Annotated in this window: 12 protein-coding genes and 3 pseudogenes; 9 read left to right on the top strand and 6 right to left on the bottom strand. The window is 40.0% G+C overall.

The features are described 5' to 3' along the window. The first annotated feature begins 530 nt into the window (after positions 1-530). The 4 genes from VSA01S_RS11430 to VSA01S_RS11410 all read left to right on the top strand — a co-directional run bounded on the left by VSA01S_RS11430 (position 531) and on the right by VSA01S_RS11410 (position 3,109). Positions 531-1,526 carry a peptidoglycan recognition protein family protein gene (locus tag VSA01S_RS11430; RefSeq protein WP_083932292.1) on the top strand — a complete coding sequence of 332 codons (996 nt, stop codon included), beginning with the start codon at positions 531-533 and terminating at the stop codon, positions 1,524-1,526. Further along, positions 1,523-1,810 (top strand): hypothetical protein, encoded by a 288-nt coding sequence (locus VSA01S_RS11425; RefSeq protein WP_039982296.1) that lies wholly within the window; start codon positions 1,523-1,525, stop codon positions 1,808-1,810. The genes VSA01S_RS11430 and VSA01S_RS11425 overlap by 4 nt, the downstream gene beginning before the upstream one ends. A gap of 316 nt (positions 1,811-2,126) precedes the next feature. After that, a complete protein-coding gene (locus tag VSA01S_RS11420; protein ID WP_039982307.1) occupies positions 2,127-2,474 on the top strand; it encodes a hypothetical protein in 348 nt (115 codons plus the stop codon). A gap of 152 nt (positions 2,475-2,626) precedes the next feature. Further along, positions 2,627-3,109 carry a GNAT family N-acetyltransferase gene (locus tag VSA01S_RS11410; protein WP_039982295.1) on the top strand — a complete coding sequence of 161 codons (483 nt, stop codon included), beginning with the start codon at positions 2,627-2,629 and terminating at the stop codon, positions 3,107-3,109. Between the two features lie 228 nt (positions 3,110-3,337). On the opposite strand, the gene VSA01S_RS11405 is transcribed toward VSA01S_RS11410, so the two are convergent. After that, complete coding sequence (locus VSA01S_RS11405) at positions 3,338-4,618, bottom strand: HNH endonuclease (protein ID WP_227739646.1); 1,281 nt, start codon at positions 4,616-4,618, stop codon at positions 3,338-3,340. A 157-nt stretch (positions 4,619-4,775) separates the two neighbouring features. Between VSA01S_RS11405 and VSA01S_RS11400 the strand changes: the two are divergent. Next, positions 4,776-4,909 (top strand): annotated as a pseudogene (locus VSA01S_RS11400) (ISL3 family transposase); the annotation flags it as partial. Between the two features lie 38 nt (positions 4,910-4,947). On the opposite strand, the gene VSA01S_RS11395 reads toward VSA01S_RS11400, so the two are convergent. From VSA01S_RS11395 to VSA01S_RS11375, 5 genes are all read right to left on the bottom strand, one after another. Next, the gene (locus VSA01S_RS11395; protein ID WP_039982293.1) at positions 4,948-5,334 is read right to left on the bottom strand and encodes a nuclear transport factor 2 family protein; all 387 of its coding nucleotides are present in this window, start codon (positions 5,332-5,334) and stop codon (positions 4,948-4,950) included. A gap of 346 nt (positions 5,335-5,680) precedes the next feature. Further along, a complete protein-coding gene (locus tag VSA01S_RS11390) occupies positions 5,681-6,460 on the bottom strand; it encodes a hypothetical protein (RefSeq protein ID WP_039982292.1) in 780 nt (259 codons plus the stop codon). Positions 6,461-6,766: 306 nt separating this feature from the next. After that, complete coding sequence (locus VSA01S_RS11385; RefSeq protein ID WP_039982291.1) at positions 6,767-10,036, bottom strand: type I restriction endonuclease subunit R; 3,270 nt, start codon at positions 10,034-10,036, stop codon at positions 6,767-6,769. Positions 10,037-10,163: 127 nt separating this feature from the next. Further along, the gene (locus VSA01S_RS11380) at positions 10,164-11,528 is read right to left on the bottom strand and encodes a restriction endonuclease subunit S (RefSeq protein WP_083932291.1); all 1,365 of its coding nucleotides are present in this window, start codon (positions 11,526-11,528) and stop codon (positions 10,164-10,166) included. Next, entirely contained in the window at positions 11,518-13,236 is a 1,719-nt protein-coding gene (locus VSA01S_RS11375) for a type I restriction-modification system subunit M (RefSeq protein ID WP_039982290.1), read from the bottom strand. Before VSA01S_RS11375 ends, VSA01S_RS11380 begins: the two co-directional genes overlap by 11 nt. A gap of 164 nt (positions 13,237-13,400) precedes the next feature. Between VSA01S_RS11375 and VSA01S_RS20325 the strand changes: the two are divergent. From VSA01S_RS20325 to VSA01S_RS11360, 4 genes and pseudogenes are all read left to right on the top strand, one after another. Then, positions 13,401-13,793: pseudogene (locus VSA01S_RS20325) on the top strand (site-specific integrase). 66 nt (positions 13,794-13,859) lie between these two features. After that, complete coding sequence (locus VSA01S_RS20005) at positions 13,860-14,033, top strand: hypothetical protein (protein WP_167325147.1); 174 nt, start codon at positions 13,860-13,862, stop codon at positions 14,031-14,033. Further along, positions 14,026-14,625, top strand: a complete 600-nt coding sequence (locus VSA01S_RS11365) for a hypothetical protein (RefSeq protein WP_050567400.1) — start codon at positions 14,026-14,028, stop codon at positions 14,623-14,625. Before VSA01S_RS20005 ends, VSA01S_RS11365 begins: the two co-directional genes overlap by 8 nt. Before the next feature lie 54 nt (positions 14,626-14,679). Beyond that, a pseudogene (locus tag VSA01S_RS11360) lies at positions 14,680-14,925 on the top strand (P-loop NTPase fold protein); the annotation flags it as partial. Positions 14,926-15,001: the final 76 nt, after the last annotated feature.

The following is a 15,001-nucleotide window of genomic DNA, read 5'->3' as shown; positions in this document are numbered from 1 at the left end:
TTATCGCGGAATACTGCCGTAAAAAATAGTGACTGTTTTCCAGTGAAAATTTAAGAGAGGCGCTCGCTTCATCAGAGCGCCTTTTTTGTATCGGTGGAATATATTGCTCCATTCTACCACCCAAATTGTCCCAAAGGCCGAAGTTGGTCTTGCCGATTGTCCCAAAGAATCGTGATAACTATTTTGTCGTCAAATTTCATCACTAACTCATTGATAGTATGAACTAATCAAGAAAAAATTACTATAAGATTCAACTTGAACGCGAACGCCTTTGTTTTGAATACTCGTCCTTTGAACCAGTACAGCTAGTGAAATTAACTCAAATTGTCCCATAGATTGAACCTGTTCTTACCCTCTCATAATCCTTCGATTTATCATTCGTAGGAATCAAGATAATAATACTCCGCTACTAAGTACATTCGAAGATCAAAATGAATATAAGAAACTTCATTATGTCTATGGTTATAAACATAATTAAATATTTATTTTTGGTAAAGTTGCATTATTTATAAATTAATAAAAGGTTTATTATGTCTTCTAGTCCTAATTATCCCTTTCCTAGTCGAACTTCCATGTATTGGGAAACTTGCCATGTTACCTACGATCAAGCTGTTGAAATGTTTAATGGCCAAACTGCAACACTGAAAGCAATGGGTCACAATCCTATACTTTCATCAAATAAACTGATTCGAACTGAGTATCCTTCAAGATATGAAGCACAACGTAAGTATTCAGATGAAACTATTAAAAAATCTAAGGTATTTGAAGAAAACCTCATAAAATCGAAGGATTCAGGCAGTAAAGGGGCACAAACTCTTATTGATAAAATAAATAATGAAATGACTCCTAGTACAGAGGACGTAAAGAATGAACAAAAACCTCAGGTAAAAAAAGTGGGTGATGGAGCGGAAACATACACTGATGAAAGAATTCCTATTATGAAAAAGATATTATCAGAGAACAATATAGTCATAAGGAAAGATTGGGATGCAAAATCAGCCAAAAGTCCATTAAGTCCTGATTGGGACTTTGATTCTATTGTTTTACATCACGCAGGTAATTCTTTCGGTTGTTCTAACAATATTGCAGATATTCAAAATGAACATTTAGAAAAGTATGATGATATTGGTTATCACTATGCAATAAATTGTGATGGTCAAATATTTGAGGGACGTCCTTTAATTTTCAAAGGAACTCATGTAGCCAGAGCAAATACAAAAAAGATTGGAATAGTAATGATTGGTGACTTTTCTACCAGAGGTGAAGCTGAATTAAAAATTAACAACATTAGTACATGGATTGATCAACTTGACTTTGATGAAGTTGGCGAGGTACCTGTAACAATACATAAATCACTAATATCATTAATTACTAGTATTTTAAATTACTTCCCTGATATAAAATATTTAGGTGGGCATCGTGAATATGCTGAGGTCTTAGGACAAGAAAGAACATGCCCAGGGCAATTTGGTATTGATGAAGTAAATAAATTACGTAGTAATTTTTCTCTGAGTGCACCGGAATGATAAAAAAAATAATAATTTTTCTTGTTTTATTAAGTAACTGCTATCTTTGGATTGGATTTTATGAAGATCCTGAATTTTTCTCAATAAGCCCTTTTATTAAATTAAGGCCATGCACTAAATTTTATTTTAGCTCTCCTTTAGGAATGCAAGATTACGGCGATAAAAATTTAACGGAAAACGAAGAGTTTGAAGAATTTATGTTTGAACAATACTTTGGCACTAATGGTATACAATCCAAGCCATTTTCTTTTAAATTTTGTGCTATGAAAAAGGTAATCAATTAAAGGTGTGTTAAGTGCGGCCAGATGGCCGCTTTATTTACTGATATGTCACAAGAGTATTGGCCAAAAGTGTCCCAAATGTCAAAGTTGGTTTTAACAATTACCCCAATCTGCCCCAAAGCTCCACCCTCTTATAATCCTTCGACTTATTATGCAGAGGTATCAAGGCTAAGCAACATAATGCAATCTAACACCTCTTATTTATCACTAACCTATTGATTAACTGTTGAATCAGGTGAAGAAAGGCGGCATTATTCGTCCTCTAAATGCGGATAATCGCCGTATAAAAAGTGTTATGTTCTTTGGGCTCGGAGGGGATATGGAAACAGTTAAAATGCAAGATTTGGGGTTTTCTACTTCAGATGCAGAATATCCTGAAATCCATCAAGAAGATGGCGATTTAAGAGCTGAGTTTAAAGATTGGCAGGAAAAAACTGTAAAACTATATTTTGTCGATCACGTCGCATGCAAGTGGCAGATGATATTTGATTTACTAGAGGGAGAGCAAGACGACAGCTGCTATGAAATATGCTCATCTCTTTGGCTCAAGCAACATGTCCAGTCAGAAATAATCAATAGCGACGAATGTTACAAGCACTTTCGGCTTAACTTTAATGAGTTAGGACAACTTGATGTAATTGCTCTTAACATTGTAGTACAAACATAACAAGCAATTTAAGAGTGGTTCGCAACACTTGGCATTTTTGCTATGCGTTGCGTTTAGTATTTAAGGTGGTACGGGGTAGTCTCAGTATTATGTTGCTCACACCTTAACAGGGCGTTATATACATTGATACAATTTTGCATCAGAGGAAGTAGATGAAAATAGTACAGTATTTGGTACAAGACTTATTGGAAAGTAACTACGACTCGCGTATGACAGAAAACGTTGCACAGGATTTCTATTCCTATGTGTATAGTCATACGAACTTCTTAGAAAAGTTTGATCCAACCTCTGCTAAAAAGGAACTGAATTATTTGTTAGCTGTAGAGGATGAATCAGGGAATATATTAGGTTTTCGCTACTTTTACTGGGAGAAGCCAATGAGTCGAATTCACTTTTTTGCAGTGGTGATGGATCAGTCAATAAGGCGTCAAGGATATGCGGTAAAAACTCTCTTGGAAGGTGTGGCTATTGGAAATAAACTCGGTATTAATCGCTTTTATTTCACCATTAACTCTGAAAGTTCTCCTGAACGTGATGGATTAGTCGCTGGTTACAAGCGCGTATGTACGGAACTATTTAGCAAAGGAAATCAATTTGAGGTTATGTATCTCGATAAAGGGTTTGTTCTAAAATAATGCATATAACAATCTGTTTAAGAGTGATTCGCAACGCGTGGTATTTGTACCACGCGTTTTTTTAAGCAAACAAGTTGAGATTACAACTCAGCGTTACGCATCACTCTCAGTACTTAAGCTCAATTTTCACCATTAAGCGGCTTGCCAGTGGTGGTGGCCATATGGCCCGAAAAATTTTCATTTCGCGAGATGTACCCGCGTTTGCAACACTTGAGGAGCCAGAGGTACCTAAAGACCAAAAGCATTCCTATGTATGGATAAGCAAGCCTTCGATGGTCTATCATTTATATCTTTGGGTAGTGAAACCATCTTCCCTTCCAAATCAGAATAAACACTGCTTTTTAGCTCATCAGCAATCAAAACTGTGTATGTCTCTTCGTCAATCGCTAATAGGTCCAGATCCCATAAAGTATGTATATCAGCTCGCAATAGAATGCCATTGGTAACATGGTTTGAATCAGCACCGTTATATGGCGTTATATGAGCTGCCTCCAGAACACCTTCAATGCTTGTTCCAGTAATAGCACAACAAGAGTTATAAGCTCTCAACAATGAACGTCTGAAAGCTGCTTGCCCGCGTCTTGCGACTATCTGTCGATAAGTTCGTTCGCGCCCATCTTGTTCATTTCTCGGATCATATTGGTTATTTACACTTCGTGAATCAGCGATCTCATCAAGAGCTACATCTTGATGACGTTTATACGTGAGGGTTTTTATACTTTGAATAGAAAAAACTCCATCCTTCCAAGACGCAACTCGACCAATACCTACGACCTTATAAGTTACAGGTTGTGGCTTTTGAGTTTCCTGAATGCAAACCACAACTGGAATATTGTTAAGCTTGCAGTAATTTAAACCTTGGTTGGTTGCATAATTATCGGCTTTAGTATTTGGTTCACCTTCCTGGTAATACTTATAGCTCCAATTCCCATCGTCGTCATAAACAGGTAATTCATCGGCATATGGGCTACTGAGCGTTTGCTTTACTGACAATGCAAAGGGCATATCTTTGGGCTTATATATACCTTTCGCAGTTGAGCAAATCATGAAGTCAGATTGATTTAAATCTTTCCAAGGTATAATTTCCCCCTGTTTCTGAATTGCCCACTGAAGACGTTTTAAGTGCCACTCCTCCAGGCTCTTAAAAAAGTAATTTTTATAAATCAAATTTAGGTTAGAAAGGCACACCTTAACTTTGGATGTATGCTTTTCAAAAATCAGTACTTCTTTGTCAATTTCGAATTTCAGAGGAAATAACTCTGCAATGATCGCACTCAGGTTTATTTGATACCTAGATGAGTCTTTGCGCGTAACATTAGCGCTTATCAACTTACCGTTGACTTCCAACTCGATAACCTGCCTTTTCACTGTTGTATCGATGCCAAAAAACTCATGGAGTTCGCTAGGAAGCCCACTATTTTTTTCACTAACGAGTGTTTTATCTGCTCGCTTAGCAAACATAGATTCACTTAACGGATACCAACTTGTCCCAACAGTCTTACAGCCCATTCTATCTCTCTGATTTTAAAGTAATGAATTGCCGTAAAAATACATGATATTCTTCTAGGTTCCTATAAGTTCTGACCAACATTTATCAAAACTCACAGCTTAAGATATTGGAACTTAATACCTATATCGGCCCACACGGTACGCGCTAGCTTTCTTAAGACGCTGTAAAGTTGTTGCCCCTAAAACTGGAGCACCGCGCACCGTCGCTGGAAGTGGTCGCCCTTGCGTTGTAGAAATTGAATTGGTTCAGACAGGGATAGGTTCGGCCGAAGGTTAATTGAAAAGATTGATGTACACCTGTTGATCTATCTAGGCACATAAATCCCTTTTTAACAGTTCGTTTCTGTGATAACTGTTGAGTGCGCGGAGATAACCTGCCAGTTACCTTCACGCCTTGTCCAAACACGAGAGAAGGCAAACTTACCGTTTGCTAAAGCCCCATCATAACTGCCCTTAATTTCCGCGTTTACGTAAACCAAAACGACATTCTTCTGAGGGACGACTTGAAAATCATGGTATCGAATCGACTTAATAACTAGTAAGCCTGAACTATGCAGTGCTATATCTTCTTGTTTGGAAGTTCGATGACCAAGGTGATTAATAAATATCAAATCATCAGACAATAAGTCTTTAAAGGCAATTACATCTGAATTGAGCATTGCAGTTTTTAACTTCTCTTCTGCTTCAATTATTTCTTTAACTGCATGACTTTCCATACTATCAACTACCTCATATCAGATAGTGCTTTCTATACAATTTTTAGCGGTTTTTCATACTCTCATTATGCAACCTTTATAATTGTATTTCAATTTAAAAACAGAGGGTTAATTCATGGTGGTGGATATTAGATTACAAAATGGCGCACAGTTTTACAAAGGTTACAATGTTTCTCCCTAGGATAACTACAGGTAAAGCATACTTTTGGACAAAAGGTTGTCAGCGACATTACTAAATAAGAATTTAACTTATTGATAGAAATGTAGAAAATAAATACTTTACTAAGAAGAAAATAATGTGCTGACTGGGCAACTGTTTTTTACGTTTAAGCTACTATTTTTATTTTTAAAACACCCAACTAAAAAAACCGTCTGAATGCTTTTCGCTAATTTCGTTTGCATACAGTTTGTGTAAACTTTGAAAAAACTCATATTCTTTTTGATATATTAACTGCTCTGACTCAGCCATAATTAAACTTTGCTGCTTCGTTGGTTCAAATATTTTTTCCATTTTATCCATAAGCCTGAATTTATTGGCATCATCAGTTAAATCTATAGAAACCATTTCTCGCATTAATGGGATTAGCTTATTAGGGTCTATCTCTTTTGTATTTTCTTTCGCTTTCTTCGTTCTTTCAGAATAGATAACATTGATCTCGGTTGCGCGTTTTTCTGCTAATTTAACAAACTCTGGGTATGTACCTGTTGCTAAAGCAAGCTCTTCATATTTATAAAACAAATCTGCTCTACATTTTTCCACTGTCGTTTTAAGCCCTTGAATCTTCTTTTTTAATTCATTGTTTGCTTTGAAAATTGACAGTGGAATTGCTTCATAATCTCGGCCTAATTTACTGCTAGGTGTCATAGACATATGCACTAACTCATTAAACACAAGCTGATAAGAACCAGATAACTCTTCATGTTTTAGAAAAAGCTCATTGTGTGAAGATGAACAGGAACCTTGTAAATCTCTCATAGGCCTATAGTAGTCTTTTATAAGTTCTTTTTGAATGCCTTGATCTTTCTTATAGCTTTCAAGAACTCCTGCGAAAAGAAACGACCCTAAGAATATTGGAATTACAGCGATTAACAATTGACTAGAAAATGGTGGTGTTCCGTTACTCACAAACTCTCCTTAAAATATAACATTATTATAAAAGTCAGGCTCGATTTTTCTAACTGCTCAACTTTCGCTTAATTTATCATAAGCCAATAAAAATTAAAGAAAATATATCGAGATTTTTACTCTATCCTCATATAAAGTGCGCCTGCCTATTAGCAGGTCTTTAGACATTTATTGGTTAGGGGACAAACCTAATTTGGTTCATTTTGGATTATATTTTTTATCTCGAAGGTGTGACTATTCGATCTTGTATAAAAGCCACATGTGAATAGATACTCAAAAGGCAGGGTATCTGCCCTGCCTTTCTCATTACTTATACCAACCGTCAGCGAGCACTTCTGCTTGCTCTAAAACCAGCTTGATGGCTTCTTCAGCTTCATCTGGTGGATACTTCCAGCGGCGCAATAGCCGGCGTACTAAATTACGCATGCGGGCCCGAACGCTTTCTCGCTTTTGCCAATCAACGGTGGCTGATTTGCGCAGTTGTATGGTTAATTCAATGGCCAATTGACGAAGGTTATCATCACCTAACACTCGTACCGATGCTTCATTCGCAACCAATGCTCGATAAAAAGCGATTTCATCCGCTGACAGGTTCAGCCCTGCCGCCATCTCAGCGTCAGCAGCCATCTCTTTAGCCCATTTAATTAACTCTTCAATGACCTGTGCAGTTTCGATGCTACGGTTATGGTATTTGTTTAGCGTCGTTAGAATGCGATCTGAGTATTTCTTTTCCTGCACCACATCATTTTTCATTCGTGCTTTGACTTCATCGCGCAAGAGCTTTTCAAGCAATTCTACCGCAAGGTTTTTCTCTTTTAGGTTCTTTACATCTTCTAAGAACTCGTCAGAAAGCAATCCGATATTCGGTTTATCTAACCCCACCATCGAGAAAATGTCATCCACACCATCAGCAATAATGGCATTATCTAAAATTTGCTTTAACGCACTGTTACGCTGTTCATCAGTGCGTTTTTTATCAACCGTTGAGTGCTTAACAAACGCCGTCTTAATCGCAGAATAAAAGGCTATCTCATTTTTATAGCCTTGGGTTTCATCCATGGTATTACACAGCGAATAGGCTTTCGTCATTGCGGCCATCACATCTAGGAAACGACGCTTGCCATCGCGCACTTCCTTGCCATTGCTATCGATATGTGACAAACCTGATAAATGATTTACCGCGCCCGGCAGCAAACGTAAAGCCTCGGTTTCAAAGTTAGGACGGTAGTTAAATACCTTGTCATCAACTGGCGTAGCAAACATCCCGCGAACAATATCAATCTTTTCCATCAAGACAGCGAAAGCTTCAGCAGTATCAACGGTTGGTTGCCCTTTACCATGGCTGTTTGTGTACGTTTTCAGGGCGTTTTTAAGTTCACTGGCGATGCCAATATAATCGACAACGAGACCGCCGGGTTTATCTTTAAAGACACGGTTAACACGAGCAATGGCCTGCATGAGGTTATGCCCTTTCATTGGCTTGTCGATGTACATGGTATGGCAGCATGGGGCATCAAAGCCGGTTAACCACATATCTCGTACAATCACTAACTTCAGATCATCATTGGTGTCTTTATAGCGTTTTTCAAATAGCTTTTTTGTTTTTTTATCATGAATATGAGGCTGCATTTTTTCTTTATCAGAAGCAGAGCCAGTCATGACAATTTTAATAGCACCCTGATTAGGATCATCGCTGTGCCATTCAGGTTTGATCGCTACAATCGCGTTATATAAATCGACACATATTTCGCGACTCATTGCAACAATCATCGCTTTACCAGGAAACGTTTCAGTACGAGTGGTAAGATGTGCCACCAAGTCTTGAGCAACCTGTTTGATACGAGGCTCTGCACCAACGAGCTTTTCGAGCGTTGCCCATTGCGACTTAATTTTTTCACGCGTTTCTGTTTCATCTTCCTCGCTGATCTCATCGTCAATTTGATCGTTAAGGTTTTCAATTTCAGCTTGGTTGATATCAAGCTTTGCTAGGCGCGATTCATAATAAATGGGAACCGTAGCACCATCATCGACAGCATCTTGAATATCGTATATAGAGACATATTCACCAAACACACCACGCGTGTCTTTGTCATCAACGGCAATGGGTGTACCCGTAAAGCCAATGAAAGACGCATTAGGCAGTGCATCACGCATGTATTTCGAATACCCAAACACATACTTAGAATCTATCACATTATTATCATCATCTTTGATTGATACTAACTTGGATTTGTTACCATATTGACTGCGGTGCGCTTCATCCGATACCACCACGATATTGACTCGCTCAGATAAAACGGGATGCTCTGTTTCATCTGCCAATAACGCAAATTTTTGAATCGTGGTGAAGATGATGCCGCCTGATTGACGGTTGAGTAGCAAATCCCTCAATTCCTCACGATCATCTGCTTGCTGAGGAATTTGCTTTAGCGTCTCGTTCGCCATACTGAAGGTATTGTAAAGTTGGCCATCTAAGTCATTTCGGTCGGTAACCACAACGATGGTTGGATTATTCATCGCGGGTTGCTGCAATAACTTACTGGCATAACAAACCATAGAGATACTTTTGCCGCTGCCTTGAGTATGCCAAACCACACCAGCTTTACCGCTACCGGATTTGATGTTTTCTAAACTCTTCGTTGCTTGAACTTGATACTTCCCAACACTTTCAGCCACCATTGGTAAATCATCACCCCCCTGTTTTGCTTTAACGGTCGCTTCTACCGCAGCACGAACAGCATGAAACTGGTGATAACCTGCAATTTTTTTAATAATTTTGTCATGGTCGGTTTCAAACAAGATGAAATAGCGAATGTAATCTAAAAGCAAATCCGGTCTAAAAAACCCGCGTACTATGGTTTCTAACTGAAACTTTAGCAGTGGTTTATCATCTTCATCTGTAACGGTTTTCCACGGTAAAAATCGTTCTTGATTTGCCGTTAATGAACCCACTTTGGCAGTGAAACCATCACTAATCACTAAGGCTTCATTAAATACAAATAGATCCGATATTTCTTCTTTGTAGGTTTGAAGCTGGTTATAAGCATTCCAAATATCAGAATGCGTCTTGGCTGGATTTTTTAGCTCGATAACCGCAATAGGCAAACCATTAATGAACACCACGATATCCGGGCGACGGTTGCCCTTTTTACCTGTAATAGTGAACTGATTGACAACCAGAAACTCGTTGTTATTTGGATTGGTAAAGTCCATTAAACGCGCATGAGTGTGCTTGGTCTTCGTTTCTAACTGACCAGTTTCCCCGTCTTCATACACGGGGTACTCAACAGGCACACCTTCAATCAGGTATTTATGGAAAACTCGGTTGCTTTTAATCAGAACTGGCGTATCCGGTGTACTCACCGTGCTCACCACCACAGCCAAGCTTTCTTGTGGTAGCTCAGGGTTCAGTACTTCTAAACGCTCCAGTAAGCGTTGTTTCAGCACGACTTGGTGATAATCGTCACGTTCAGGTGTATCACCGTCAGGGGCGATATCGTAACCATTTTTATAGAGGTAACCTTGGTCTACGAACCAATCAAGACAGAGCTGTTCTAGTTGGTGTTCTGTAATCATGACCACTATCTCCCTTATTATTGATTCCAAGCACGATGAATCAAGCAACCATAAACAGACCGAGCAGTACATTTTTGCTCAGGATGCGCCTTAAGCGTTTCTATGGTCATTGCTAATTGGGTTGCCATTAGACAGCCTCAGCCTCTTGTTTGCTTGTCTCTAAATCAGGTAGCCATGGGATTGGCTCAACCAATGGTTTGCTTATCTCTAACTCGATTTCGCCGGAAAGCAATTTAGGAAGTAGCGTATCACGAAGCTTTTCGAGGTTTTGATTCTGTTTTACCAAGCTAAAGTTTTGGGCAATGATTGCGCTAACTTTTTCATTGAATTTGATCAACAGTTCTTCGGAAGGAAGAGCTACTGTCAGACGCTTCAGATCCTTAACTGTTACATGACCTAATCCAGTTGTTTGCTTATCCCTAGCAATCTCGGCAAATACTGGACGCATAAATTTCAGCAAGCACAGAACATAGTCGCGACTTAAAACTGATTTCGGAACCACCTTGAATATATGCTGGTTAAGCCAAGCTTCACCAAGTGCCCAAACAAATGTATCGATTGAAGTATCAGGGTTACCTGACCAAGAAAACAACATGTCGTTATCTTCGAGTCGATACTTAGCGGGCATATCTACTTTAGAAAAGCCCGTCTTTTGTGTGATGCCTGCTTTCAGCTCAGCGATTTTAACTATAGGAAGACCGATTCCTTCGTTGTTAGGTTCGAACTTTTTATATGCTGCGCCATTTATATATTCGGCAATGTCATATAAAGGGGTTTCAACCCACCCTTCAGGAATCAAACCCTGTTCAGACTCAACGAGCTTTTCTGGGAATAGCGAGGCAGTAGCCGCATCCATACCCTCTGGTTGCTCGCCATTCATCTTGGCTTTCACAGGATCAAAGTCGACAAACCATGACTTGAAGATGGCTTGTGCCATTTGTTCTAGGGTTTGGTTAGTTTGTTGATTGACAGTAATCTTCCGATCTAGTTTTTTTAGAACTCCAGCAATTTCTTTTTGAATGGTAAGTGGAGGTAGATTAAGTTCAAACTTTGAGCAGTCAGGTACTCGAATATGACTAACTACAGAGCCACTGCCTTCATGCATGTTAAATTGATGCTGAAGATCATTAGACAGAAAGCTATAAAGTAAAAAGTGAGGATCAAGTTGTGAACGATCCACTCGATACTGCATGATTCTTTGACCGAGGAATACAGTATCGTCAAAATCGACAATGCCCACCTCTCCCATAGGTGCTTCACGGGTTAATAGGACATCATCGCGCAACACTTTCGCTCGTCTTGTCCATTTTTCATAGGTATCTTCTTCAACGAAACGACAGTCATTTAAAGATATTTTCCCACCTTTTATGTTAGGTGTACGAAGCATCTTAAACGGTGTCTCGTAATCCACTCTTGGGGCAGTTTTATTGACACAGTCGACAATTAATTCACAGACTTCTGAAATCTGAACTCTAGGCCAGTTACAGCTCATAACCCAACCCCGCTAGGTTGTTCTTGATCTCAGCTTCTAGCGTTGCGGATTCTGCAAATTGCTCACTCAACTTAGCGGTTAGCGCAGCCATCTTCTCGCCAAATGGAATGCCGTCGTCTAGCTCTTCTGTTGCGCCAACATAACGTCCCGGAGTCAGGACAAAGTCATGCTTGGTGATTTCTTCAAGGGTTGCTGATTTACAGAAGCCAGCTTGGTCTTCGTAAGCTATGCCATTGACTTCTTTACCTGTTTTCCATGCATGGTATAGGTCAGCGACTTTCTGAATGTCATCACGGGTAAAATCACGCAGTACACGATCTTTCATATAACCAAGGTTACGCGCATCAATAAGCAGCACTTCACCTTTGCGATCACGCAGATTGCGTCCTGCTTTATCAGTGCGAGCGGTTTTGTTCTTGGTTAGGAACCAGATACATGCTGGGATTTGGGTATTGGTAAACAGCTGACCCGGCAGTGCCACCATGCACTCCACTAAATCGTTTTCAATTAAGGAAGCACGTATTTCACCTTCATTATTGGTACTGGAGCTCATCGAACCATTGGCAAGTAACAAGGCTTGCGAGCCATCCGGTGCAAGGTGATAAAGCATGTGCTGCATCCACGCAAAGTTCGCATTACCTGAAGGCGGATTGCCGTAGATCCAACGAGGATCGTTATCATCAACACCTGTGTTCCACTCTTTCATGTTGAACGGTGGGTTCGCCATGATGAAATCAGCACGAAGATCAGGGTGCTGGTCATTGGTGTAAGTGCTGGCAGGCTCTTTACCAAAGTCATAATCCAAACCTCGGATCGCCATGTTCATCGCCGCGAGCTGCCATGTGGTGTGGTTGTATTCCTGACCGTAGATAGAGATCTTCTGCTTTTGCGTTAGCGAGTCGAGTTCTTTTTGATTTGCTCTGCGCTCGATGAATTTCTCTGATTGCACAAAAAAGCCGCCGCTGCCCATTGCAGGGTCATAGACGCGACCTTCAAACGGTTCAATCATTTCAACAATTAGAGATACGATTGAGGCTGGCGTATAGAATTGCCCTCCTTTTTTACCCTCAGCCAGTGCAAACTGACCAAGCATGTATTCATATACGTGACCAAGGATGTCTTTACTGTTTAGGTCTGCATGAACAAACGGAATAGTGGCAATCAAGTTGATTAGCTCATTCAGCTTCGCTTGGTCAATCTTCAAAGCAGAGTAGGATTTGTTCAGTACGCCTTTCAGTTTCGGGTTGTCGCGCTCGATACCTTCAAGTGCGTTATCAATTAGGTGACCAACAGAAGTGATTTTCTTTGTGACTTTTTGCTGATTTGGGCCATCAATCTCAAGGTCGGCACCACCAATCACACGAGGACCATTATCTTGTAGGAACTGCCAGCGAGACTCTGTTGGCAGCCAGAACACGTTCTTCTCGGTGTAGAAGTCGCGAACTTCTAGTTCATTGGCAATCTCTTCAGCCAGTTCTTCTTCAGAGAAGTCGGCTGGATCTAGGTAGTATTCGTGCTCTGGGTTAGCAAGGTCAGCTTTGATTTCATCCTGACGCAACTTAAATGCATCAGAAACGTATTTAACGAAGATTAGACCTAACACTGCATGCTTGTACTGTGCCGCATCGAGCGTTGAGCGCAGCTTTTCTGCTGCTGTCCAGAGCTTACTTTCAAGCTCTTTCAGGAATAGTTGTTCTTGTTGGTTCATTTGAGTTTACTTTATATGCAACAATGCACACATAATAGCACTCAGCTTTCGATTTACTTTGATTTATGTCTATTTGATCGTGGTTTTTATGAAGTAAAGAGTACACCAAGGTAGCTTGGAACAAAGGTAAGCGAGTCGGTCAGAAGAAAGCGTTCAAACTAAAGATATTTAGCGGATTCGAATTCGCTTAGAGCTTGAAGAGCGCTTATTTAAGTTGGCGCTGTTCAATCTTGCTATTGATAGCAAGCTAAGGTCTTGTGACCTGCAAAACCTCAAAGTGCAAGATGTCAGCCGCAGTGCCTGTGTGATGCCGAGAGCCATCGTGAAACAGTAGAAGACTTCCTTCTCCCCTGCCCACGCCGTGAGAGACACCTGATTTCATACCATTTCTACACCACGCTAGTGAGCCGCTGGGTGAGCAATAACGGCTTAGACAAAACGCAATGCGCATATATTCCACACATCGTACCAAATATTCTTTGATCTACGCTAAGAATAAGCATCTTAGGACTATTTGTTCAATTGCACATCATGCTAAATTATCAATTACTAATTAAAGTCTTAGTGTCGAGATTGAAGATGCACTAAGGATTTAGGTGAGTTGTGAGACGTGAGGAACCACCATGCAATGCCCAGAATGTGAAGACCATTTTGGTTGGGATTGGATTGAAGACGAGTGCATTGAGCCAAATGAAAAGTTTGACTGCCCGAGTTGTGGCGTGACACTACGTTATACCATTGATGAGGGTACTTATTATGGCGCTCAGCATATGACTGTTGAGGTAGTTGATGAGTAGTTCACTACAAGATAAAGAGCTACTCGTTGAGTGTCCTCAATGTAAAAAGGCCATCAAACAGAAAAACCTTAAACGTCATCTTAGAAAAATACATGGCGAAAAAATAGCGTCTATTCAACCTCCATCCCCCTCAAAAGCACCTAATACCAGTATAGCAACATCTCGAACAGTTCGTCTAAACGCTCTATTTTCAAAGATAAATCAGGGGCAATACGATAACCAAGATAGTCTAGTTAAGCTGATGAAAAACGCTGAAGCTAAAGGCGAACAAGCAATACTGAAAGCAGTACAACAGCGTTTACGGAAAGTTTTTCCCAAGCTTTATCGTCGATATGTGGGCCCATTAACACTGCGAGACCCATTAGGTAGTAAAAATTGTTACTGCGCCAAGCCTTCATCACTCCACAACATAGCACACGACATTTTAAACATGACCATCCCTACACAAGCATTACAGTGCGATCTTTGTTGGGACGAAGACATTACAGTCGCGTGGGGGTTATATGGGCCATTTGGAGCAAAAGTGATTGATAAACACACATGGGCGGCTACTTGCTATGAGCGTGGTGATGTGAAGTATGCAACTCATTGAGTTGATATTCTCATTATTTAAATAAATCTAGATTGTAAGGTCTCGAACGAATCAATGAAAAATCTAACTTTTACCGAACGTGATGAGTTCAAACGAAAGTCTGTAGCAGAAAAAGTATCTTTGCTACTTGAGTCTCCAATAGATGTTTCTCCAATGGTAATTGATGGTGGGTGGGGTACGGGTAAAACTGAGTTTTGCCACAAACTGATCAATCTAATGATGGAAAAAGACTCACATCACTTAATTTATGTCGACGCATTTCAAGCTGACCATGCAGACGAACCTTTGCTAACAATATTACTTGGATGGTTGACCAAGCCCGCATTCGCCATTTGAATTCAGACTTGACCGTAAGGCATTGTTCAATGATAAACAA

It is taken from the genome of Vibrio sagamiensis NBRC 104589 (genome assembly GCF_007990935.1).
GTDB lineage: Bacteria > Pseudomonadota > Gammaproteobacteria > Enterobacterales > Vibrionaceae > Vibrio > Vibrio sagamiensis.
The sequence above is the reverse complement of the archived record's forward strand: the minus strand, read 5'-3'. Positions and strand labels throughout refer to the sequence as shown.

What these genes read in the sequence shown, in the direction of transcription:
- VSA01S_RS11430 (WP_083932292.1), top strand. Translation starts at nt 531, where the DNA reads ATGTCTTCTAGTCCTAATTATCCCTTTCCTAGTCGAACTTCCATGTAT.
- VSA01S_RS11425 (WP_039982296.1), top strand. Translation starts at nt 1,523, where the DNA reads ATGATAAAAAAAATAATAATTTTTCTTGTTTTATTAAGTAACTGCTAT.
- VSA01S_RS11420 (WP_039982307.1), top strand. Translation starts at nt 2,127, where the DNA reads ATGGAAACAGTTAAAATGCAAGATTTGGGGTTTTCTACTTCAGATGCA.
- VSA01S_RS11410 (WP_039982295.1), top strand. Translation starts at nt 2,627, where the DNA reads ATGAAAATAGTACAGTATTTGGTACAAGACTTATTGGAAAGTAACTAC.
- VSA01S_RS11405 (WP_227739646.1), bottom strand. Translation starts at nt 4,618, where the DNA reads ATGGGCTGTAAGACTGTTGGGACAAGTTGGTATCCGTTAAGTGAATCT.
- VSA01S_RS11395 (WP_039982293.1), bottom strand. Translation starts at nt 5,334, where the DNA reads ATGGAAAGTCATGCAGTTAAAGAAATAATTGAAGCAGAAGAGAAGTTA.
- VSA01S_RS11385 (WP_039982291.1), bottom strand. Translation starts at nt 10,036, where the DNA reads ATGATTACAGAACACCAACTAGAACAGCTCTGTCTTGATTGGTTCGTA.
- VSA01S_RS11380 (WP_083932291.1), bottom strand. Translation starts at nt 11,528, where the DNA reads ATGAGCTGTAACTGGCCTAGAGTTCAGATTTCAGAAGTCTGTGAATTA.
- VSA01S_RS11375 (WP_039982290.1), bottom strand. Translation starts at nt 13,236, where the DNA reads ATGAACCAACAAGAACAACTATTCCTGAAAGAGCTTGAAAGTAAGCTC.
- VSA01S_RS20005 (WP_167325147.1), top strand. Translation starts at nt 13,860, where the DNA reads ATGCAATGCCCAGAATGTGAAGACCATTTTGGTTGGGATTGGATTGAA.
- VSA01S_RS11365 (WP_050567400.1), top strand. Translation starts at nt 14,026, where the DNA reads ATGAGTAGTTCACTACAAGATAAAGAGCTACTCGTTGAGTGTCCTCAA.